Origin of the sequence: Cohnella sp. GCM10020058 (genome assembly GCF_042683485.1) — a bacterium.
Taxonomy (GTDB): domain Bacteria; phylum Bacillota; class Bacilli; order Paenibacillales; family Paenibacillaceae; genus Cohnella.
The window spans coordinates 523607-546962 of sequence record NZ_JBHUJV010000002.1 but is presented as its reverse complement, the minus strand read 5'-3'; the positions used below and the strand labels follow the sequence as shown (position 1 = coordinate 546962).

The window sequence follows — 23356 nt, the reverse complement described above, 5'->3', positions numbered from 1 at the left end:
TTACCTGCGCATTTGCAGGTATTTCATCAAGTGTGGCTGATCGGTAGAAAATACATGTATAAATGCAGGCTTTTCAACCCGCCAAACATCCGAAAATCGCAGGCACGCCGAAAGCATGCTTTCGGCGTGCCTGCGATTTTATTTCCAATGGCAGTCTACTCCTGATCCTGCTTCAGTTTCAGCTCCAGCTCCACAACCGTCCCGCGCGCATCCGGCAGCGGATAGGTGTAGTGCACCGGGGGCGCGAAGTTGAAGAAGGCGTCAGCTTCGAACAGCGCCGCATTCCACGGACGCGACACCGGCAGCTCCGAGCCGTCCGCGAGCAGCCGCGCGCGCTTGATGCGTCCGGCGAGCCCGGCCAGATTAATCGCGCCTACGCTCTCCTCGAACACATGCGCGTACAGCGTGTTCCCCTTTTGCGTATAGCGTCCCCAATCGGGCTTGGGCAGCTCCGCCTGTCCGCAGCCGTAGATGCTGTCGCCGTTCAGCGCCATCCAGTCGCCTACCTCCGCCAGAATGTCCAGCGACTGCTTGGGAATGCGCCCGCGCGCATCGGGACCTACGTTGAGCAGCAGGTTGCCGTTTTTGCTCACGCACTCCACCAGTTTGCGGATGACGATGGTCGGGCTTTTGTAATTGTTGTCCGAAGCCACGTATCCCCAGTTGTTGTTCAGCGTGACGCAGGCTTCCCAAGGGATCGGCTGTCCGTCTTCGTCGGTGACGCCGGACGGCGGGATGATCTGCTCCGGAGAGGCGAAGTCGCCCGCATAAGCCAGCGGCGCCTTCGTATAGATGCTGCCGCCGCCTTCGCCGCCTGCCTCCAGGCGGTTGTCGATCACGATGTGCGGCTGAAGCTCCCGCATCATGGCGATCAGCTCCGAGGCGCGCCACTTCTCGCCCTGCATGACGTCGTAGGAGAAGTCGAACCACATCAGGTCCAGCTTGCCGTAGTTCGTCAGCAGCTCGCGAACCTGCCCGTGCATATAATCGAGATAGCGGTCGAAGGTCGCCGGATCCCGCTTGTACGCTTCGTTGTCACGCATCGGGTGATAGAGATCGCCGTGCGCGGGAAAGTCTTCATGATGCCAGTCGATCAGCGAGTAATAGAGGCCGACCTTGAGCCCCTCCGCGCGGAATGCTTCGAGAAACTCCGCCACGAGATCGCGACCGGCTTTCGTATTCGTCGATTTGTAATCCGTCAGCTTGCTGTCGAACAGGCAGAAGCCGTCGTGATGCTTGGCCGTCAGCACCGCATACTTCATGCCGGCTTGCCGTGCGGCTCGCGCCCAAGCCCGCGGATCGTAGTCTACGGGATCAAACTCTTCGAAATAAACCTGGTAGTCTTCCACCGAAGTGCGTTCCACGTTGCGGACCCATTCGCCGCGCGCCGGAATCGCGTACAGCCCCCAATGTATAAACATGCCGAACCGGTCCTGCAAAAACCAGCGCGTCCGCTCCTGGCGGTCCAGCCACTCCTGATTATGTGCCATCGTCGCGACTTCCTCCGTTATAATAGGGATAGGCTCTCGGCCTTGCCAGCCCAGTGTACCAGCATCGGGCGGGAGGCGGGGAGGGACGCGGTTAAGGCTTGCGGGTATCAAATTAACCTCGTTCGAGAACGCAGTCATCCTTACCTGAAAGCGCAGGGGAAAAACGATGGGCGATGGAACGGCCGGAATCGGCGCGCTTGACGATATACTGCCTCAGCTCCGAATCGACGTGGTCGAGGCGCATTATTCGCAGTGCAGTCCCGTGTGGCGGGAGATTGATTATGTACCTGCCCACAACAAACTATATTACATATGCGAGGGCGAAGGTTGGCTGCGCATCGGCGACAAAGAGTTCATGCCGAAGCCGGGGGAGCTGGTATTGATGCCGGCCAACGTGCTCCAGTCGTTTTCGGCGATCGAAGGACGCAGGCCGTTTTTAAAATATTGGTGTCATTTCAACGCGGATCTTGGGGACGCTGGGTTGTTCTCGTGGCTAGACGTGCCATACCGGATGACGGTGGACGTCGAGCGGCGGGAGGAGGTCGGTCGCAGGTTCGAATCGCTCGTCGCATGCGCGTCCAAACGGGGAATCGGCGCAAGGCTTCGCGAGAAGGCGCATCTGCTGGAGCTGTTGGCGCCGGTCGTCGAGCGCGCATCGCTCAGCCGTACGGGCGGCACGGCCGAGGATGCGGAGCGAATCATGCTGATCTCGCGTTATGTAGAGACGCATCTGGCCGACGAGCTGACCCTGTACGGTCTGGCCGATTATCTGCATTTGCACCCCAACTATCTGGTCAAATACTTCAATCAGCGGTTCGGCATGCCGCCGATCAGGTACGTGAACCGCAAGCGCATGGAGAGGGCCCGCCTGCTGCTCCGGACGACGGATCGCAGCATTAAAGAAATCGCCGCGGCCGTCGGCTACCCGGACACGAACCACTTCGCCAAAGCGTTCCGCCGCGAGACGAGCGCGAGCCCGTCGGCGTACCGGTCGGGGGGCGGAGAAGCGGGAGAGGGGTAGTCGACGGGAGCAGGCCGCCGCGGATATGGAGAACGATTAGATCTCAGATTGACGGACCATGGAGATATAAGAATATGGCGCATCGTTAATGCGCGGGATTGGCGTGCTTGCGGCGGAATAAGGATGTGCGGCATCGTTAAAGTAGCGGATTGGCGTGCTTTCGGTGGAATAAGGATGTGCGGCATCGTTAATGCGCGGAATTGGCGTGCTGGCGGCGATATAGGGATGTGCGACATCGTTCATGTGGCAAATGGGCTCGCTTGCGAGGGAATAAGGATGTGCGACATCGTTATTTACGCGGCAAGACGCAAAGAGGAACGTCAGGAGCTCGCTCCCGACGTTCCTCTTTTTTATATCCGCTTAACGACTTCGGCTCTTGCCGTCCGGCAGGCGTTCAGATGGCCTTCGAGACGGCCGATCAGATCGTCAAGCCCGTCCCGCAGCGCCTCCGGATCCACGGAGGTGGCCGCTTCCAGCTCGGCCGCCAGCGCGTCCGGCGCCGGCAGCGCCGCGAGCAGATCGCGCAGCGTGGCCATCGTCCGCGCGCCAGCCGCCGCTGCCGCCATGGCCGCTATCGCCGCGTCCGTATCGGCCCGGCCAAGCGCCCCGGCTCCCGGCTGCGTCGTAGCGGCAGCGGATGCCGTCGCCGCCGCGGCTTGCGCGGCTCCGCCGCTCGCAGACCCCGCGGCCCCGCCGCCCGCCGTCCCGCCGGCGGGCCCCTGGCGGGCGTCGCCCGCATCAGCTGCGGCCTCCGCCTTTTTCCGCTGCGCCTCTTCCTCGCGCTCGGCTTCGGCTTCCGCCTTGCGCCGCTCCGCGTCCGCGGCTGCACGCGCTCGTTCCTTGCGGCTCGCCTCGTAGGCGGACCAGGTGTCCAGGAGTCCAGGCCCATCCTTGTACAGCAATTGGCTCTTCGTGCGCTCCGAGATCGACGTGTCCTTGAACAGCTTGGCGATCCGCTTCACGTCGATGACCGGCATCTCGTCCTTCGCCATTGTGAGCGCGAGCGGATCGCGGTACTCCATCGGCAGATCCTTGAGCGGGAGCAACTGGTCTTCCGTCAGCGTGCCTTTGCGGATATCGGTGCCGCTAACCACGAGCTTCTTGACCGCGGGCCCGAACTTCAGCAGCTCGCACTTGTTCTTGATATACGACTCCGGCTTGCCGAGCTTGGCGGCCAGAAACTTCACCGAGCTCGCAAACTTCGGGTCGTTGAGCAGCTTGTCGAACGCCTCGCCTTCCTCGATGGGCGTGAAGCCTTCGCGCGTCAGGTTCTCGGCGACCTGCTCGAGGTAGATCTCCGTCTCGTCCGTCGCTTCCGACACGATGGCAGGAATCGTATCGCGGCCAAGCTTGGAGCAGGCCAGGTATCGGCGGTTGCCGTAAATGATCTTGTAGCGGCCGCCTTCGGCTTTGCGCACCTTGATCGGGGACAGCAGGCCGATCTCCCCGATGCTGTTGACCAGCTCCTGCAGCGACTCCTCTCCGAACCGGTAGCGGGGCTGATCCTTGTCTTCGTCGATCAGATTCATGGGCAATTCGATAATTTGCATGCGGCATAATCTCCTGTACGAGTAATGGACGCCGCACGGGCGCCATCTGCTTATGGATCTATTATAGTACAGGTTGTATCGGATAGGAACGCACGCTCCCCAATGTCTTGACTCCTGCATCAAAAAGAAGCTGCGAACGCCGAAGCGTCGCAGCTTCTTTTCACGATACTGCCTTTACGGTGCAGCGATGTGCTCGATGCCCTGTGCGTCAACCGTGAACGTATGATTAGTCGCGGCTTCTTCGATGTCGGCGTATGCCCAGTGGGTAGCCGGCACGTCCGTGAAGGTGATCGCAGTCGCGCCGTTCAGCGGTCCGCGGTCGAACAGGCGGTTCAGCACCTTGACGGCTTCGGCCCGCGTCAGCTTCTGGTCGGGCTTAAACGTCTGACCGGCATAGCCTGTCATGATGCCTCGCGCCGAGACGTAGGAGATGGCATCCGCAGCCCAATGGCCGACGGATACGTCGCTATAGCCTGCGGTGCTTCCCGGAACAGGGGTGACCTGCGCACCCGTAGGTCCCTTCTGCAGCCAGCGTGCAGCGATCGCAGCCATCTGCGCTCGCGTCACGGCGCCTTCCGGATCGAACATATCCTCCGTGATGCCGCCCATAATGCCTGCGGCTTTGGCTTTGAGAATTTCGTTAATCGCCCAGTGTCCGGAACGTACGTCCGAGCCTGCTGTGGTGCCGGTCGTAACCGTGGTGTCCGGCAGGTTGCGCGCGAGCATGGCAGCCATCTGGGCGCGGGTCACGAATGCCTCCGGACGGAACTGAGTTCCGAATCCGTTAATATAAGGCGTATGCGTAGACGAGACCGCAGCGTCGTTCAAGCCGGCCAGATAGACCAATGCGAACGTACTGAATTTCTGAACGGTGAACTGAATGCCCGTCACATTGTTGACGGTGACGACCTTGCCCTGAATCAGTTCTTTGGTGCCGTCGCTGTGCTCGGCATAGACGCCGAGATGGTTCAGGATGCGATTGCGCGCTGTCGCATCGGTCGGCAAGCCGTCCTTCAGCGGCATGAAGAGCGTCGCTTCCTTGCTTTGCAGGTTCGTCTCGATTTCCATCGGACGTCCGTAGATTTTAACCGCTTCGTTTTGCAAGTATTGCTGGATTGCCGTCTCCTGCTTGGCTCTCGTCTCGATCTGTACGCGTCCGTTCTCGGTCTTCACCGGCACGAGGCGGAAGTAAAGGTCCTGGCCGAAGCCGGAGAGCGAAGCGACAGGCACGGTGATTACGCCGTCGCTGGTCGACAGCTCAAGGTTCATCTTCCCGTCGTTGAGCTGCGTCAAAGCTGCCAGCGGAACGTTCACCCGTACTTCCGACACCTTGTCTCCCGAATCGGGGAGCACGATGCGGACGGTGGTGCCGCTTTGCGCCTTGGCTTTGTCCACGGCTTCCTTGGCGATATCGGAAGTCAGCGTTACGGTGTCCGTCATTTTACCCGATGCGTCCGTCGTACGGGTGACCGGGGTGCGCGCCAGTCCGCTGCCGTTGCTGCCCTGGACATCGACATAGATCGTTTCCGTGTTCGTGTTGCTCGGCGGGCTGTACGGCACGTTAAACGAGACGCTGGTCGTCGGGCTGGCGGATCTTACGCCGTTCTCCTTGTAACGAACAAGGACGGTAACATAATTGGAGAAGACCGGCGCATTTTCAGGATCGTAGCTCGTCCAGGTCGTTCCGTTATCAGTCGAATACTCCATCGCAGCGGTCGCGCCGACGAGCTTGTCAGCGACGTCGTCTGCCGTGACCGAAGGCGCAGCCGGCGTGAAGAATTGGTCGAAGGTAGTCTGGATCGCAGCCAGATCGGCATAGCCGCCCTCGGGACGCTTGTCGAGCATCCAGTTGCTGAGCTCGGCTGCGATGCTCTCATCTTTGGGGGATATATTCTGCAGTTTTGACAGATCGAGCCCCCATTTTACATAGTCAACGCCAGGGTGTTCCGCTTCGAAGCTCTCGGCTGTCATCTGTACGAACTGGAACAGGAAGCCGAGAGATCCGAGCATCTGTTGTGGCTCGACTGCATGGTTTATCGCTACAGGCTGGTAGATAGCATAAGGGTAAAGCAGGAAATAAAATAGATTTCCCGTCCCGATTCCGTTACCGTTGTCGCTGTCATCATCGTCATCGCCATCATCGCTTGGCGGTTCGTTGACCGCTGTCGTGATCGTAATATAGAGATAATACTTGTAAATGTATTTTTCCACTGGCGTCAGCGCATTGTAGTCGTCGCCTAGTTTGGCGAATAACTCCGATTGTTCAATATCGGGAAATGCCTTCTCAAAATCTGCGATTTTGGCGAACGCCGCATCGATCGTTTTTCCGATAGAAGTAAGACTCTGGTCCTCCAGCAAGCCTACCGGGATGGCTGCCAGATCCGAGACATACTGGAGCTGATCGACACTGCCATAGGAAAAACTAACATTTTGGCCTTGGCCATCTTCTCCAAAGATATTCGTGAAGGTTGCGGCCCAAGACATCTTAATGTCGTTGCTCCAGCTTTCGAAGCCCTCAGGCAGCGTCAGACCAAGCGCAGGATTCGTCAGCGCCGTCAGCAAGTTCTTGACGTTTTTGTCTTTGATGGCCGCATTGACGTCGCGAAGCGGAATCATCTTGAAGAAGTTATCAAAAGCAGTCTGAATGGCGGCGATATCGGCATAGCCGTCTTGCGGACGCCGATCGAACATCCACTGGACGAGTTCCATTCCTTCTTCTTCATCCAGTGCTTCGGCTTTGCTAAAATCAAGGCCTAAGTTTTCAATCGGAATGGACGAGTCCGCATTCTTGATTCCTTCAATCATTTCCGGGACGCCATTAATTAATAAATCCATCACACTGCCCATATCTTCTGGCGTCTCGGCGCGGTTGATCGTAGGAAGCTGCCCGCCAACCATCAAAATAACTTGCGCCAAAGTAAAAGGGGAACTCTCTTGAGTGACGGTTGTTATGGCGAATTGAAGCTTGACCAAATAATTAAAAAATGACTTGTCCGCCGAGTTCAAGGCATTTAATGAATCGACGGTCGATTGAAATTGTTCGGCTTGGGAGGAGTTCGGGAACAGCGTGCTTAGCTTGGAAGATAAGCCGAGTATCTTATCGATCTTGCTGCTTACGGTCGCCAAACTTAAATCGTCTCGCGATGCGTACGTTACATCGATGAGGTCCAAAACATATTGGACTTGCTCAAGCGTTTCATAGTTGGAATCTACATCATTAGGTTTAATAAAGGTTTTGATTGCTTTCAATGCATCGGACTTGTCTGCCGCGCTCCATTCGGTAAAGCCGCTAGGCAGGTTCAAATTTGCATCCGGGTTTGTAAGCGCCAACATTAAGCTTTCTTCGTCATCCGCATTATTGATTTGTTCCAACGGAGTAGATGCGGCCGCAGCCCTTCCCGCAGTTCCCAATCCGCCCAGCAAAGGTTGAAGCAGGAGCAGGAAGGCGAGCAGCATCGCGACCATTCGCAAGGTTTTAAGTTTCATCTCTCAGTTCCCTTCTCTAGTTGGATTTTTAATCTCATAAAACGTTAAACGCTAGAAAAAGTTGTTAAACATATTAATTAGCGCAAAAATAGAGGGGAATTTTCTCAAATTGACAAAATCGGAAAACATAAAAAGAGTTCTGCCGGAAAGCAGAACCCATAAAAGATATTCCTCTTAGCGCTATTCGTCCCGCTTGCTTTTGCCTTGCATCTCGGCCAGCAGCGCATCGAGCCGGTCTAATCGCGCTTCCCAAGACGCACGGAAGGCGGAGAGCCACTGGTCCATCTCCTGCAGCGGTTCCGGACGAAGCTTGTAAATTCGCTTGTTGGCGACCGGCTGCGATTCGACCAGCCCAGCGTCGCTCAGCACGCGCAGATGCTTGGAGGCTTGAGGCTGGCCCAGCGCCATCCGGTCGGCGATGTCGCCAACCGAGAGGGGGCCTTCTCGCAGCAGCTCTACCATGCCGAGCCGATGGGGCTCGGCGAGCGCGCCGAACGTAGCTGTATTCATTGGCGTACCTCCTGCTTGTTGCACTTTCCCCGCTTGTCCGAGTCCGATCAGACGCGCTTCATGGCCGGCAGCACCTCTTGCGCGAGCGTGTCCAGCGTCATTGCGGTTCCTTCGCGCATCCCCATTTTCAGCGTCGCTTGAAGGTCTTCGGCCGTAGGCAGGCGGAAGCTCAGGGTGAGCGTCGTTCGTCCGTTCCCGGCATCCGTGAATTCCACGGTGACCTCCTGCTTGGGAATCACGTCCGTCGGATTCGCCTGCTCGTCTGCGAAGGTGATGGCATACGATACAAGCTCGACCGGGCGGATCTCATCATAGATGCCTAGCACCCACTGCGTGTGGCCTTCGGGAGAACGCATGCAGTAGTGCCATTTGCCGCCTGTCCTGAGGTCGATTCGGCAGACCGGAATCGTAAAAGGCTTGGGTGCCCACCATTTCGACAGCAGTTCGGGGTTCACGAACGCCTCGTAAACCATTTCCTTCGGCGCGTCGAATACGCGCTCTATGACGAACGTCCGATCGTTGGCGCCAGCGCCCTGCTGATTTGCCTCGTTTTGATCCATGGATTTTGCCTCCTCCTTCGAACTGATTTAAATATATCTCGTTGGATATATATCTGTCAAGGTATATTATGATCGCATTTGCAACCTTTACCCCGGATCGTATGACTCGGGTCTTGCGAAGTCATGACCGGCATGACAAAAGCGATGACGGCTGTTCACTAGTGGGATCGGCATCTAAATCTTACGCTAGAAATAGCCAATATCGCCAAATAAGGAGATTGATCCGACATGACTGCAACAGCATCTCAACGCACGATTCGCAATCCCCAGATCGGGGATGCCGTGACCTTCCTGACGACAGCACAGGAATCGGGCGGCGCTTACGAGTGGGTGGAGGTCCGCCTTCAGCCTGGAGGCGGCACGCCCTTGCACTACCATACGACGTTTGAGGAGGAGTTCGAAGCGCTGGAAGGCAGGCTATCGCTGGATTGCGACGGCAGAACGGCGCTGCTGACGCCCGGACAGAAAGCGGTGGCGCCTTTGGGTTCGAAGCATCGCTTTTACAACCAGGAAAAGACCGAGATCGTGTTCCGCGTGAAGGTGCTGCCGGCGCGCAGCTTCGAGAAGTTTCTTCGGATGCAATACGGTCTCGCCCGCGATGGCAGGACGGGCGCGAACAGCATGCCGAAGAGCATGCTTGAGCTGGCGGTAGTCATCCGAATGGGCGAGAGTTTCCTGATTGGTCCGCCGGTATGGTTCCAGAAGGGGATGTTCGGGCTGTTGTACCGCATTGCGCGCTGGCGCGGCGTGGAGCGGCGGTTGCTGGCGCTGTACTGTTCAGAGGAGGCGGAAAAGAAAGGAGCGGGCGAGCGGTATGCGGGCATTTCTTGATCGAGGCGAGACAGATTCGGCGAAGGGAGAGCCGGGAGCCCGGGAAAGCCGTCTCAGTCACCGCCGGAAGCGGGGATGGAAGCGCGGATGGAAGCGCGGACTGACCGGTATGCTCGCAGCCGTAATGCTGACCGGCGGACTGGCGCAACTGGCATATGCCGAACCGGGGCAGGAAGACGGGCGTATTCTTTCGCTCTCCGAATTGCTGGAGCAGTTCTCCGGGGAATCGGGGAGCGTAAACGGGCCGTCGGTACAAGACGGGGTCTACGGAGATGAGCAAGGACTGTTGTCCATCGCAGGCGCCGTATACGGCTTGCCGATTAAAATAAGCGGAACGCCGAGCAGTGCGGGCACGGGCGACAGCAAGTCCGCGTCCGTGAGCGGCGACGGCAGGTTTGTCGCTTTCGCTTCCGCTGCGACGAACCTGACCGAAGGGGATACAAACGGCAAACAGGATATTTTCCTGAGCGATCGAGCGACAGGAGCGACCAAACGCATCAGCCTGGGTTCAGGCGGCGTGCAAGCGAACAACGACAGCTACGCGCCTTTCGTGAGCCTGGACGGGAATTATGTTTTGTTTACCTCCAAGGCTACGAACCTGACGGCTTCTTCGGATACGAACGGCTCCGAGGATCTGTTCCTCTACGATGCGGCGAGCGGTGCGGTCGAGCGGGCAGCGGAGTTCGTACCGGGCTCCGAGTTCGCGGGGAACGGCAGCTCGTATCAAATCAGCGCAAATGGCCGTTACGTCGCCTATGCAGGCAAGACGAACAGCGCGGGCACTTGCGATATTTGGCTTCTCGATCGCCGCACGAAGAGCGTGACGCTGATCACGCGGCAGAGCTATATCTACGAAACGACGCGGTCACGCCTGTCCATCAGCGCGGACGGCCGTTATGTCGCCTTCGATTCTTACTCCCGGGATATCGTGCCGGACGACACGGGCAGCGTATTCTCCGGCGTCAAGTATCGCGACGTGTATCTGTACGATACCGCGTTGGGCGAGATGAAAAAAATCAGCCGCGCGCCGGACGGGAAGACGGGCAATGCCAGCAGTCAGTATCCGGTTGTGAGCGCGGACGGACGTTATGTCGCCTATGAATCCAACGCGAGCAACCTGGTGCCCGGCGTAACGGCGAATGCGGCGAATATTTACGTGTACGACCGCCTCGCGGGCACGAACGAGCTGGCGAGCGTCGGCCCGGACGGCAAGCCGGGCGCGTCGGGCGCCGAGCTGGCATCGCTGAGCGCGGACGGTCGTTACGTTTCCTTTCAGACGTCGGATTCCTACGACCCGGCAGACGTCGGACAGAAGGATATTTACATTCGGGACCGCAGCAAGGGAGAGACGCGATGGGCGTCCCGGACCGCGAGTGGGGGAAGCGCGGATGCGGCCGTCGTCAAGGCGACGTTGAGTGCGGACGGCGGCACGCTCGTCTTCGAGTCGGCGGCGAAAAATCTGGCGCAGACGGTGGAATCGGACGCGCTTAGCGACGTTTATACCGTCGCACTGGAAGGCGACGGTACCGCGGAACCTCCGGCCTGGCCGGACGGAGCGGCCGTGACCGCGCAGCCGGGCGCGGCCTATGTAGCCCTGAGCTGGCCGGCAGTGCCGGGAGCGGCATACTACAAGGTGCTGCAGGACGACCGGACGGCGGCGATCGTGACCGGTACTTCTTACGCGGCAGACGGACTAACGGCCGGCACTGCGCACCGCTACCGCGTAGCCGCCGGCAGCGCGGGCTACCGCTGGTCGGCCTGGTCGGCGGAAGCCGCCGTTACGACGCTCGGGACGCCCGAAACGGTGCCGCCGCAGGCCGCTCCAATCATGGCGTCGGCTCTATCGGGCGGCGCGTTTGTCACATGGCCGAAGCCGATCGATCCGGATGTCGTAGGAACCAGGCTGCTCTGGCGCAAGCCGGACGGTCGGATTCACGAGTCGGCGCTTTATCCGCCAAGCGTGACGAGCGCGGTCGTGCCGAATCTGGAGAACGGCCAATTCTACGAGCTGGCGGCCGCCTATGCGGACGGCGACGGCAACCGCGCCGCGAGCGAATGGGTTCGTGTCAAGCTGCCCGAAGGCTCTTCACTGGTCCGGATGGACGTGCGGACATCGGACGGCAGGCCCTCGGGCAGCGATACCGCCGGCGTTGCGGATATCAGCGGCGACGGCCGATACACGCTGTTCCTCTCGGACGCGGCCGATCTGGTCGCCGGGGACGGCAACGGAAAGCCGGATCTGTTCGTGTACGACGCGGCGCTCGGTTCGCTCGCGCTTGTCAGCCGGACGCCGTCGGGGCAAGCCGGCAACGGTGAAACGTCCGGGGGAGAGATCAGCGATGACGGGAGCCTGATCGTCTTCACGTCCTACGCCTCCGATCTGACCGGAGGGGCGGATACGAACGGCAAGCCCGACGTTTTCCTGTACGACAGGGATACGGATCGCAACGGCATATTCGACGAGCCTGGCGCGACCTCCATGACGAAGCTCAGCACGCCGTGGAACGGCGGCCAGTCGAACGACTTCAGCGGCGCCGCGCAGATCAGCGGGGACGGCCGCACGATTTTCTTTTATACGTATGCCAAAAATATGGTGGAGCATCCGCCGGCGGGCTATTCCGGCTACACCGTCATGTACGATCCGGAGACAAGAGAACTGGCACCGGTTCCGCTGCCGGACGGCACCTTCCTGGCCGAAAACGGGATGGCGATGAACCGGAGCGCGAGCGTCCTGGCCATCAACACGTATACATCGCACACGGGCGAGGATAGCGGGAGCGATTCCGACATTTATTTATTCGACAGAGACGCCGATGAACTCGTCTGGGTGACGGGCGACGTGGAAAGTAAATGGTCGGTCAGCGGCTCCATGGCGCTCGACGGCGACGGCAGGCTTCTCGTTTTTAGCACTGCCGCGCGCAACGGAAGCTACTACTCCTACATCTACGACCGGGAAGCGCCGGCGGGAACCGCTCTCGAGCCTGTAGGCATTCCAGGCGGCAGCGGCGACAAGTACCCGCGTGCCGCTACGGGACTCGATATTAGCGAAGACGGCCGCTACGTGCTTTTCTCGTCCGCGGAGAAGGGCATCGTGCCGGGAGATAACGATACTTTGACCAATTTGTTCGTAAGGGATCGCGAGGGACAGACGACCTCGATGGTCAGCACTCCGTATGACGCTTCACTGCCGATTACGGAAGCCTCGTACAGCGGATTTCTGAGCGCGGACGGTTCGAGATTTGCCTATCAGTCGAGTATGATGAACATGGTTCGCGGGAGCGAGCGCACCAAAAAGGGCGTCTATTTGCAGCGGATCGCGCAGACGGCGCAGGCTGCCAGTTGGCCGCAGGCAAGCGCGCTGACCGCGTCCGACGTCGGTCAGAGCAGCGTCAAGCTGACCTGGACGGCCGCCGAGCACGCGGAGGGCGGCTACCGGATTACCGGAGGGCCAGCTGCGATCGACGTTCCCGCCGGCTTGCAGCAAGCAGCCGTAACCGGATTGACGCCGGATACGAGCTATACGTTCGCGGTGCAGGCCGCCTCGGCCGGCGGCGTCTGGACGACGAACGGACCGACGGCCGAAGTCCGCACGAAGGCCGGACAGGGGCTAGCCGACCTGACGCTGACGTCGGCGGGCGCCAAGGTGACGCTGGTCTGGGGCGACCCGGCGCCAGGAACGGGTACGATCGCTGCGTTTCGCGTAATGCGCAAAACGGGAGGCGAAGACTGGACCCTGCTGACGACGATCTCCGACGCGACTGCGCGCAGTTATACGGACGAGACGGCGTTAGCCGCCAAGACGTATACCTATGTCGTTCGCAGCGTGGACGGCAGCCAGAAGGAAGCGGCGTATTCCGTCGAGAAAAGCATTGCCGCCGGCGGCTTCTCGATCTCGTCTTTCTCTTATGGGCTCCCGCTGTATCTGCGTCAGAATGCCGGACACGGCGATACGGCGCAGCTCACGCTGCGGGGACCTGCGGGCGCGTCCGCAAAGGCGGTTCTCACTTATGATAATGTCGACGGCTTATCCAAGACACTGGAGACGGCGCTGACCGAGACGGGGGAAGCCGGTGTCTATAAGGGCGAGTACGTCGTGCCGGAAGATGCGAAAAAACTGGTGTCGATCAAGGGAACGGTTACGCGGGACGGCAGCTCCGCCGAAGCCGAGGCGCTGCGCGCGCCGGTAGCGGTCGGCGGCACGATCAGCGTCCTGCTGAGCGGTACGGTTCCCGTGCCGGAGGACGCCTTGCTGAGCATATACAGCCAGAAGGCTCGCGCGTATCAATCCGTCACCTTGGGCTCGCGCAAGACGGTGGAGCTGAAAGGCCTGCCCGAAGCCGACGATTATAAGCTGAGCTTGCTAGGCGCCGGCGGGCACGACCTGTTCGAGGAATCGGGATTGCCCGATGTTGACGTCGACGCCGGAGGCAGGCAGACGGTGAGCGTCGAACCGCTGCTGCCCGCGGCTCTCTCCATTACGATAGCGAACCCGAATTGGAGAGGGAAGGGCAACGGCGTTATCGTCACCGATGACGCGGGTAATCTGCTGGGAGCGGGAAATGCGACGTCGAACGGCCGGTTCAATCTGCCCGCTTTCAAAAAGAGAATCGGTCAGCGGGTTCATATCCGAATTGAACCGGAGGACAGCAGCTATGAGCCGATCGAACAAATCGTGACGCTGGTCAGCGGGATCAACCAGGCGGAGATCACGCTGGTTCGGAGGACGGACGCGAAGATCGAAGGCACGGTCAAGGACGCGGAAGGGCGTCCGGTCGCAGGTGCGACGGTCAAAGCCATATTCGATCGGACATACACGGCCGTTACGGACGGCGACGGCAAGTATACGCTGGGCGTGCCTACGGGCTACATGTACATTCAGGCATTCGCCGGAGGCTCCTTTGGCTCGGACGTCAAATATATAACAACGGTTCAAGGGACGCAGACGGTGGATATCGTTTATAAACAGCGCATTCCGGCCCAGGTCGATATCAAGCTGTACACCAAATCGGGCGACGGCGAGTGGGTCGGTCCGTACGATCTGGACTCTCGCGAGATGGTTCACTACCATATCAGCAGCTCGGTCCGCAGCTATGGCGGCGGAAATCCGCTTTCCGTGGAGGCGGAGGCCGGACAAACGGTGAAAATTTGCGCGGACGGCGCCGAAGCGGGCTACAAGTCAGTCTGCGCTACGACGGTCATCGGCGCCGACCGCAAGGCCGAAGTCGAGCTGCGGATGATCGACAAGGGTACGCAAATCGTCGGCAGCCTGGACGGCATTCAGGGCAACGCCGTATTGTACGCACTCGAAAACGGCACGGCTCGAAAGTATATCAGAGGCTTATTCTTGGGGAAAGGCGACTTCAAGATCAAAGTGCCCGATGCGGGGGCCTATGAGCTTGTGCTGATGAGCAACCTCGACAAAAATGTCCTCATTCGAGCGTTCCGGCTCGCAGAGGGCGAGGTGCTGAACCTGGGCAAGCTGACCTTCGGCGAGCAGGGCAGGTTCGCCGGCCGGACGGGCAACCAGGTGCTGCTCGGCACGAGCCGACCGGCGCCAGGAGCCGCCTTGCAGGTGCGCGTGCAGTATGCAAATGCGAGTTTCGATGCGCTGACAAACGGCGCGATCGTGCTTGATGCCCCGGCAGGGACTGCGCTCGTAGCCGGTAGTGTGGTATGGAAGGGGCAGACCGTGACGCCGGAGCGGAGAGACGGACGCTACGTCGTTCCGATCGGCGCGATCGGCGCGGATAGCTCCGGCACGCTGCAATATCAGCTGCGCATGTCGGATTCGCCGGACGGAGAGCGGCTGGCCGTCGCTCCGCATATCGTTTATGAAGCGCAAGGTCAATCCAAGGAGGAAGAAATCGGCGTAGCCTTTGCCGATGTCGCGGCCGTAACGCTGATCGCGCCCGACCGAACGGGCTATCGGAAATTCGCCTTGACCGGCACGGCGCCGGCCGGCAGTACGGTCAGCGTATTCGCGGGAGACCGTATCGTTGGGACCGCCATGACCTCTCCTGCAGGGCGCTGGTCGACGACCGTAGAAATGGAAGGCGAGGGCAAAACGGCCGTCTGGCAGATGTATGCCTCGGCAAAGACGGAGAGCACGAGCTGGAGCAGCAGCCAGACGACCGTACGCTATGATGTGAATGTAGCCGAGCCGATCGAGTTCACGATGCGGCAGCCGGACGGCCGGACGATGGTACTCGATCCCCGCGAGGGCGAAGCGAGGTTCCCTTATGTACTCGTGCCGGGGTGGCCGATCTATTTGACCGTGAAGTTCAATCATCCGGAGCTGGTCAGCGGCGTCTCCTTCACAATCGGCGAGACCCGCTTGCAGGCCAGCCTGAAGGACGGCGTCTATCAGGCGATCACCGATGGCGGGGCTGTCGGTCCGATCGGCATCGACTATACGACGAGAGAACCGGCGGATAGTCTGAAGGGAGGACCGACTCCGACGGAGGAGCTCAAGTCTCAGCTGTCGCCTGCCTTTAGAGATGCGCGGCAGGAGAATCTCTACGTGTCGCCTCGCGAAGGAGGAGACAGCAAGCAATCGATGACCTACAAGGGTACGCTGCCTTCCGCCGGCGGTGATGCGACGATGACGCTGAGCGCAACGCTTGAACGGACGTCGTATACGCCGAGCAGCTCCGATCAGACGCTGGTGAACGAAACGAATATTCCGCTCTATGGTCTGCAGGTCGCCGAATCTTTCGACAGAGGCACGCTTAAGTACGAGTTGAAAGGATACTTGCCCGCGGACGAGTTCGCTTCGGGGCTGGATGTCGGCAAGGCGCTTGCTTACATGAGCGCTGGCGCGGATTTGGATGTCTACAAGGATATGGTCCCGTCCGTCAAGGCTAAATCTGCGCCAGTCAAGACATTGAACAGCGCGCTTGCCGCCGTAGCGGTAAGAGTAGAGATGGCATTTGCATCTAAAGCAGGCCAGAATACGTGGAAGGTGGCCGATGCTGCTTACAGTCTGTATGACGGCAGAGGGACCGGAGACTCGCTGGACGATCTGGCATTTATCATGGACAAAATCGCCAGATACTGCCCGCCTAATCTCATCCCGGTCGAAATGGAGTATGTCGAATTGCTGCGCAAGAAGGTCATTCGCAACGAATTGATCAAGCAGGGGATCGCGGTTGCCAGTATGGTCGCGGGTCCGACCACGCTCGGCATCGGCACGGTCGCGCTGTTCATCGCCACCAACGCGATCGGCAAAGTGCTGGATGCCAGCCTGGCGGCCCAAATGAAGCGGTTCAACGACGACATCAACGATCTGTGCAAGGTGCCGAAGAAGCCGAAGAAACCGCTTGCCGATCCCGAATGGATCTACGATCCGAGCGGCTATGTCTATGAGGTGACCGAGGACAACCGGATCGAAGGCGTCAAGGCGACTGCGCTCCGCTGGAACGAAGAGAGCAAGCGCTGGGACATCTGGGATGCCGACTGGTACGGTCAGGAAAATCCGCTGTACACGGATGCGGACGGACGATACGCCTGGGACGTGCCGGAGGGCAAATGGAAGGTGCTATACGAAAAGGAAGGCTATCGGCCTGCCGAAAGCGAAGAATTGACGGTGCTGCCGCCGCACTTCGACGTTAACATCCCGATGATCTCGACGCTGCCGGCGAAGCCGGTCAAGTTCGAGGCTGCGCCGGGAGGAGAAGCGGTCGATATCCTGTTTGACCGTCATGTGAATGGCAGTACGGTGTCGGGCAGCCTGTTTGCAGTCGTCGATCCGGCGACGGATGCGGATGTCCCCGGCGCCTGGACGCTCGTCGAGCCCTTGACCGAGGGAAATTCGATGCATGTTCGCTTTACGCCGGATGCTCCGCTTGAGATCGGCAACACGTACAAGGTATACGTGAACGGCGCCGTGCAGAGCTATGCAGGGATTCCCCTAGGAGAAGACTACGAGGCTGAGGTCTTGGTGACTGAGCATGACGTTACGCCGCCTGCGGCAGTGACGGAGCTTACCGCCGAGGGAGATGACAGCCAGGCGCTGGTCACCTGGAAGTCCGGACGCGATGAGGAGACGGTCAAGGTTGCGGTCGTATACAAGTCGCAGGGTTCGGCAGGGGAAGGGACTTCGGTCGTGATCCCGGGGCGGCAGAAGTACGCATTGCTTCAAGGACTGAGAGCCGACACCGAGTATGTCGTCGAAGTCCGCTCCTATGATGCGGCAGGCAATTACAGCGTAGCCAGAACGAGCGTGATAACGGCGGGACTTCAGCAAGCTTCCGCCGATATCGTGCCTCCGGGGCCGGCAATCGTCGGCAGCGTGACGACGAATGCGACGCAGGCAACGATCGAATGGACAGATCCGTCGGACGCCGACCTGTTCGCCGTCAAGCTGCAGTGGGCGAAAAACGGCGAGGCGTTCGCGTTAGATCCGGTAACCGTCCTAAAGGGCGTCGGCAAATACACGATAACCGGCTTGTCGCCGTCGACGGCATATGAGGTTCGAATCTGGACGGTCGATATCGCGGGCAATGCGTCCTCAGAGCCATCTTTGTTCGTCACGACAAAGGCGGCTGGCGAAGGCACGGGCAACCCGGGCAATCCGGGCGGCAATCCGCAGGATCCGTCGCAGCAGCCAGGCGGCGAGTCCGGCGAAGTCGGTGCCGAAGGCGGGACGGTCAGCTTCTTCGGCGGCAAGCTGAAGCTGTGGCTGCCCGGCAGCGGCGGCGCTGCCGGAGCGGCCAAGAAGGTGACGGCGGCGAAGGTTGAGGGATCGCCGGCGCCTTCGGATAAGCATTTGAAGCCGATGTCGGACGTTTACGAGTGGAAGCTGGAAGCAGGAGCGAAGCTCGCGGCCTCTGGCAAGCTGACGATCGCTTATGACGCGGGGAAGCTGACAGGTGCGGATATTCGCAAGCTGGGCGTGTACCGTCAGGTCGCCGGCGACAAGTCGAAGTGGGCGTATGTCGGCGGCATCGTCGACGGAGCAACGGGCAACGTGGAGGCTCCGGTAACGGAGCCGGGCACGTACACGGTGCTGATTGCCGAGTACGCGTTCACGGACCTCGGTAATCACTGGAGCCGCGCAGACGTCGAGGCACTCGCGGCACGGGGGATCGTGAGCGGCGATCCGGCGGGCACGTTCCGCCCGAACGGCAGCGTGACGCGGGCAGAGTTCGTCAAGCTGGTACTGCCGCTGCTCGCGGGCGGCTCCGGGGCGGGTATCGCGGCCGAGCGTTTCGCCGATGTCCCGACGGACGCGTGGTATTCGGAAGCCGTGGCGACTGCGACAGCGGCAGGCATCGTGAAGGGGGCGGAAGGCAAGTTCCGGCCCAACGACCCTATCACGCGCGAGGAGATGGCGGTCATGCTCTTCCGCGCGCAGGGCGTCGCGCCGGATATTAAGCTGAACGCCGACGCTTTCCTCTCGGCCTACGGCGATGGCGCAAAGGTATCGGGCTGGGCACGGCTTGCGGTTGCTTACGGCGTGCAAAGCGGGCTGCTGAAGGGCAGCGGCGGCAAGTTGAATCCAGGCGCGACGGCTACGCGCGCCGAGTCAGCGACCGTCGTGCTTCGAGCGTTGGATGCGCTCGGCAGAATTACGAAAAAGTCCTAAACTGCAAGCGGATGAACCCCGTACCCGTAGAGGTCGGGGTTCGTTTTGTGTAAGCGGGCTCCGAGTCGCTATTAGGAAGTCAGGCGCCCTTTTGGTAAAATAAGCGGACACTTACTATACCAAGGAGAACCTCATGAAACTCGGCTTCGATATCGACGACACGCTGATCAACCTGCGCGAGCACGCCTTTCATCTATACAACCGGAGGCTGGGCACGCAGGTCGATATCGCGCGTATGCGCGAGCTGAACTGCATCCCCATACACGAGGCGTTCGGCCTGAACGCGGAGGAAGGCAAGCGGATGTGGGGCGAGCTGCGCGAGGAGATTTACTTCAGCGATTGCCCGCCTTATCCCGACGCGGTTGAAGTGCTGCAGGAGCTGGATAGACAGGGGCACGAGATTTATTACATCACCGCCCGGGCGCAGGGACATTGCAACAAGACGCTGGATTGGCTGACGGCAGCGGGGTTCCCTGTGCGTCCGGGCAGATTCTACTGCGGCATGGGCGACGCGGAGAAGATACATGTCATCCGCGAGCTCGCGATCGATTATTATTTCGACGATAAGCCCGCAGTCATCGATACGTTAGCCGAGCTGGCGATAAAAGTGTATGTCCGCGACCAGCCGTACAATCGGCATTTGGACGCGCCGCGCATTCATTCATGGAGCGAATTGTTGGGCCTGTTGAATATTTCTCCGCTTAAATAACGGACAACTGTAGCGGTTGATAGGCTTTTATAATTTTACAGAGCGATAGCGTCAAGCAAAAAAAGAGGAGCCCGTGTACGCCGGTTGGCGTATTCGGGCTCTGGCCGTGCACTGCTAGTGCTGCGCCGCGTAAGCTTCGGCTTCTGCTTCGGCGGCCGGGTCCATGCGTTCGCGGCTCATAAGGAGTGCGGCGGCGAGCGCCAGCACGGCCGGGATGAGACTCCACATGAAGGTGGCCGAGATGGAGGACGAGAGGCCGTCGGTGACCTTCGCCAGCAGGTCGTGCGGAATATGCGAGCGTGCGGCAGGCTCCATTAATGCATGCGGATCGCTCAGGTTAAGCCCGCCGAGACCGTCTGGTCCGGCATTTCCGCCTGCGCCTCCGTTCGTTGCGGCGCCGCCGATCGAACCGCCTCCCGCGTCGCCGGTCGTTCCGGTCGAACCGTCCGCGACCGCGCCGCCGCCGAGCGCATCCGACAGCTTGCGGGCCATCGCGTGGCTCTGGATGATGCCGAACACCGTGATGCCGAGCGTCATCCCAAGCGAGCGCAGGAAGTTAAGCGTAGAGCTGGCGGAGCCGCGCTTGTTGGCCGGCAGGGCGTGGATGGCGGCGTTGCCCAGCACGGAGAAGGTCGCGCCGACGCCGAGTCCGACAAGCACCATGTAGACCGTGACGATCCAGCGCGGCGTATCCGCGGTCAGCGTCGTCAGCAGCGCGATGCCGGCGACGAGAATGACGACGTTCGGGATGAGGATCGTACGGTAGGACAGCTTGTTAAGCAGGCTGCCGCCGAGCGTCGCGGTCACGACCGTGCCCAGCATCATCGGCAGCAGGACCATGCCCGAGTTCGTGGCGGAGCCGCCCAGGACGCCTTGCATGTAGATCGGAATGTAGACGGACGCGGTAATGAAGGCTGCGCCGCTCAGCATGGCGAGCGCATTGCTCGTCGCGTACAGCCTGCTGCGAAACATTGCGAACGAGATGATCGGCTCGGCGGCGCGCCGCTCCGCCCATACGAACAGCAGCGCGAGCGCGGCGGCTCCTGCGAACAAGCCGATAATTTCCGCGGAGTCCCAGGCAAACGTCTTGCCGCCCAGCTCCATGGCGAACACGAGACAGACGATCGTGCCGACAAGAGAGGCGGCCCCGGTCCAATCGATGACCTGACGGTCGTGCTCTGCCGACTCTTTGTAGAAGAAGGCGATCATGGCGAACGCGATCAGCCCGAGCGGCAGGTTGATATAAAAGATCCAGTTCCAGCCGATATGATCCGTAATATAGGCGCCGAGCAGCGGACCGAAGATGCTGGACAGGCCGAATACCGCGCCGAACAGGCCGCCAAGCTTGCCCCGGCTCTCCGGCGGCACGGCGTCGAACATGATGGTAAACGCGATCGGCACGAGCGCGCCCGCCCCGATCCCCTGCACGGCCCGGTACAGGCTGAGCTGCAGGATCGAATCGGCCGTGCCGCATAGGGCCGAGCCGATCATGAAGCAGATGACGCCGAAGACGAAGAAGCGCTTGCGCCCGTACATATCCGACAGTTTGCCGAAGATCGGCATGCCCGCCATTTCCGCGACCATGTAAGCCGAAGTTACCCATACGAATTTGTCGAGACCGCCAAGCTCTCCGATGATGGAGCCCATGGCCGTCGCGGTGATGGAGTTGTCCATCGAGGCCATCAGGATGGAGAGCAGGAGCCCCGCTATCACGATGCCGGTGTTTTGCGTTGTTCGTACCACTCGAATCATTCCTTTGCGCTAATTTGGTTCTGTATCGTCTTGCTGTCTGTATTCATTGTATGGGAGCGTCCATGACAACAGTCTGTCAGTGTTCGCGAGATTTCCGTTTACGCAGGGACGATTTTGTTAGATGATAAGGGGAACGATTCAGAATAGACAGATTTCAGGATGGGGAGCGAGCATGAGCTATAAAATCGTGTTTTTTGATATCGACGGAACGTTGGTGGACGAGGAAAAGCGCATTCCCGAGGATACGCGCCTTGCGATCGCCGAGCTGAAGGCGAGCGGGATCGAGCCGGTCATCGCGACCGGGCGCGCGCCGTACTTTTTCAAATGGCTGCTGGAGGCGCTCGACATCGAGTCGTTCGTCAGCATGAATGGCGGCTATGTCGTGTACAAGGGCAAGGAGCTATACAACAGGCACATTCCGATCGGCGATCTGGAAAAGCTCGTCGAGCTCTCGGGACGCGCGGGCCATCCGCTCGTATTCGAGGGCAAAGCGGCGTACCATACGAACCATGAGAACGACGAGGGCGTCTGGAAAGCCGTCGATTCGCTCCGCGTGGAGCGGCCCGTGTTCAATGCCGATTTTTGGCGGGGAGAGGGCATCTATCAGGTGTTCCTTCACTGCACGGAAGGCGAGGAAGCGGCCTATCTGCCGGAGCTGCCGGGGCTGCGGTTCATCCGGTGGCATCCGAACGCGCTGGACGTGCTGCCGCATACCGGCTCCAAAGCCGAGGGGATTCAGGCGATGCTGGACACGCTCGGCATTCCGGTCGAAGAAGCGATCGCCTTCGGGGACGGGCTGAACGACAAGGAGATGCTGGAGCTCGTCGGTCTCGGCATCGCGATGGGCAACAGCCATCCCGAGCTGCTGGCGCATGCGGACTACGTGACGGCGCGCGCGGACGAAGGCGGCATCCGTCAGGGGCTGGTCTATGCGAAATGCATTCCGGACGGGAAGGGGGCGGCGGTATGAGCATGGAAGTGAATTTTTGCTCGTCGTGCGGGTCCGCCATGGAGACGCGCGACGTCGACGGCACGCCGCGGCGTGCGTGCACCGCTTGCAGCTTCGTGCATTGGGGCAACTACAGCATCGGCGTCGGGGCGCTCGTTGAGCGGGACGGTAAAATTCTGCTCGTCCGCAGGGCGCAGGAGCCGGGCAAAGGGTACTGGACGAATCCGGGCGGATACGCGGAGCAACTGGAGCGCATTAACGAGACGGTGCGGCGCGAGGTGCTGGAGGAGACCGGCATCGATGCGGTCGTGACGGGCGTCGCGGCGCTGCGGGATCAGCCGAGAGTCGTGCACAATCTGTACGTCGCCTTCACGATGTCGTACGTCGGCGGCGAGCCGGTGCCGGACGGCGTGGAGGTGGACGCAGCGGGCTTCTACTCGCTGGCGGAGCTCGAAACGATGAACGTGGCGCCGTTCACGCGCTGGCTCGTCGACGTGGCGATGAAGCGCGGCGGGTCCGCGGGCCTGGCCGTCGACGAAGCGCCAATCGTGCCGCTGCCGGGGTATGGATTGTTCAGGTGCTGAAGCTCCGCGGCATGGGCGGAAAAGGGAAGGCTGGTTTCAGGTCGCGGCAATGCGGCCTGAAACCCGCCTTTTTTGGGTTTTATTGGTCCAACACGTTGTGAGCGGAACCGCGGGAGTGCCATCGCCTCTTGTAGTGAAGGCGATGCGCCGCAAGCTGGCCGCGGGAGTGCCATCGCCTCTTGTAGTGAAGGCGATGCGCCGCAAGCTGGCCGCAGAAGCGCCATCGCCTCTTGTAGTGAAGGCGATGCGCCGCAAGCTGGCCGCAGAAGCGCCATCGCCTCTTGTAGTGAAGGCGATGCGCCGCAAGCTGGCCGCGGGAGTGCCATCG

General features: G+C 60.3%; 14 protein-coding genes. 7 read left to right on the top strand and 7 right to left on the bottom strand.

Annotated features, from left to right (window positions below; all coding sequences use genetic code 11):
* Positions 1-155: 155 nt before the first annotated feature.
* Positions 156-1490, bottom strand: coding sequence for an alpha-L-fucosidase (locus tag ACFSR7_RS05375; protein ID WP_378159509.1), 1335 nt, complete (start codon positions 1488-1490; stop codon positions 156-158).
* 166 nt (positions 1491-1656) lie between these two features.
* Here ACFSR7_RS05375 and ACFSR7_RS05370 point away from each other — a divergent pair, with 166 nt between their 5' ends.
* Positions 1657-2511, top strand: coding sequence for an AraC family transcriptional regulator (locus ACFSR7_RS05370; RefSeq protein ID WP_378159508.1), 855 nt, complete (start codon positions 1657-1659; stop codon positions 2509-2511).
* Positions 2512-2547: 36 nt separating this feature from the next.
* On the opposite strand, the gene ACFSR7_RS05365 is transcribed toward ACFSR7_RS05370, so the two are convergent.
* The 5 genes from ACFSR7_RS05365 to ACFSR7_RS05345 all read right to left on the bottom strand — a co-directional run bounded on the left by ACFSR7_RS05365 (position 2548) and on the right by ACFSR7_RS05345 (position 8617).
* On the bottom strand, positions 2548-2754 hold the full coding sequence (locus ACFSR7_RS05365; protein ID WP_378159507.1) for a hypothetical protein: 207 nt from the start codon (positions 2752-2754) through the stop codon (positions 2548-2550).
* A 107-nt stretch (positions 2755-2861) separates the two neighbouring features.
* Positions 2862-4061: a ParB/RepB/Spo0J family partition protein gene (locus ACFSR7_RS05360; protein ID WP_378159506.1), complete on the bottom strand. Its 1200-nt coding sequence runs from the start codon at positions 4059-4061 to the stop codon at positions 2862-2864.
* A gap of 174 nt (positions 4062-4235) precedes the next feature.
* Positions 4236-7547: a DUF4073 domain-containing protein gene (locus tag ACFSR7_RS05355; RefSeq protein ID WP_378159505.1), complete on the bottom strand. Its 3312-nt coding sequence runs from the start codon at positions 7545-7547 to the stop codon at positions 4236-4238.
* 180 nt (positions 7548-7727) lie between these two features.
* Entirely contained in the window at positions 7728-8057 is a 330-nt protein-coding gene (locus ACFSR7_RS05350) for an ArsR/SmtB family transcription factor (protein WP_378159504.1), read from the bottom strand.
* Between the two features lie 47 nt (positions 8058-8104).
* Positions 8105-8617 (bottom strand): SRPBCC family protein, encoded by a 513-nt coding sequence (locus ACFSR7_RS05345; RefSeq protein ID WP_378159503.1) that lies wholly within the window; start codon positions 8615-8617, stop codon positions 8105-8107.
* A gap of 228 nt (positions 8618-8845) precedes the next feature.
* Here ACFSR7_RS05345 and ACFSR7_RS05340 point away from each other — a divergent pair, with 228 nt between their 5' ends.
* From ACFSR7_RS05340 to ACFSR7_RS05330, 3 genes are all read left to right on the top strand, one after another.
* The gene (locus tag ACFSR7_RS05340; protein WP_378159502.1) at positions 8846-9448 is read left to right on the top strand and encodes a cupin domain-containing protein; all 603 of its coding nucleotides are present in this window, start codon (positions 8846-8848) and stop codon (positions 9446-9448) included.
* Entirely contained in the window at positions 9432-19034 is a 9603-nt protein-coding gene (locus ACFSR7_RS05335; protein WP_378159501.1) for an S-layer homology domain-containing protein, read from the top strand. The genes ACFSR7_RS05340 and ACFSR7_RS05335 overlap by 17 nt, the downstream gene beginning before the upstream one ends.
* A 133-nt stretch (positions 19035-19167) precedes the next feature.
* Positions 19168-19743 (top strand): 5' nucleotidase, NT5C type, encoded by a 576-nt coding sequence (locus tag ACFSR7_RS05330; protein ID WP_378159500.1) that lies wholly within the window; start codon positions 19168-19170, stop codon positions 19741-19743.
* 114 nt (positions 19744-19857) lie between these two features.
* Here ACFSR7_RS05330 and ACFSR7_RS05325 read toward each other — a convergent pair whose 3' ends face one another.
* Positions 19858-21495, bottom strand: coding sequence for an MDR family MFS transporter (locus ACFSR7_RS05325; protein WP_483862648.1), 1638 nt, complete (start codon positions 21493-21495; stop codon positions 19858-19860).
* A gap of 172 nt (positions 21496-21667) precedes the next feature.
* On the opposite strand from ACFSR7_RS05325, the gene ACFSR7_RS05320 reads away from it, so the two are divergent.
* The 3 genes from ACFSR7_RS05320 to ACFSR7_RS05310 form a co-directional block, all read left to right on the top strand.
* On the top strand, positions 21668-22465 hold the full coding sequence (locus ACFSR7_RS05320; protein ID WP_378159499.1) for a Cof-type HAD-IIB family hydrolase: 798 nt from the start codon (positions 21668-21670) through the stop codon (positions 22463-22465).
* A gap of 2 nt (positions 22466-22467) precedes the next feature.
* Positions 22468-23028, top strand: a complete 561-nt coding sequence (locus ACFSR7_RS05315) for an NUDIX domain-containing protein (protein ID WP_378159582.1) — start codon at positions 22468-22470, stop codon at positions 23026-23028.
* Between the two features lie 115 nt (positions 23029-23143).
* A partial coding sequence (locus tag ACFSR7_RS05310) for a hypothetical protein (RefSeq protein WP_378159498.1) occupies positions 23144-23356 on the top strand: 213 nt, incomplete at its 3' end.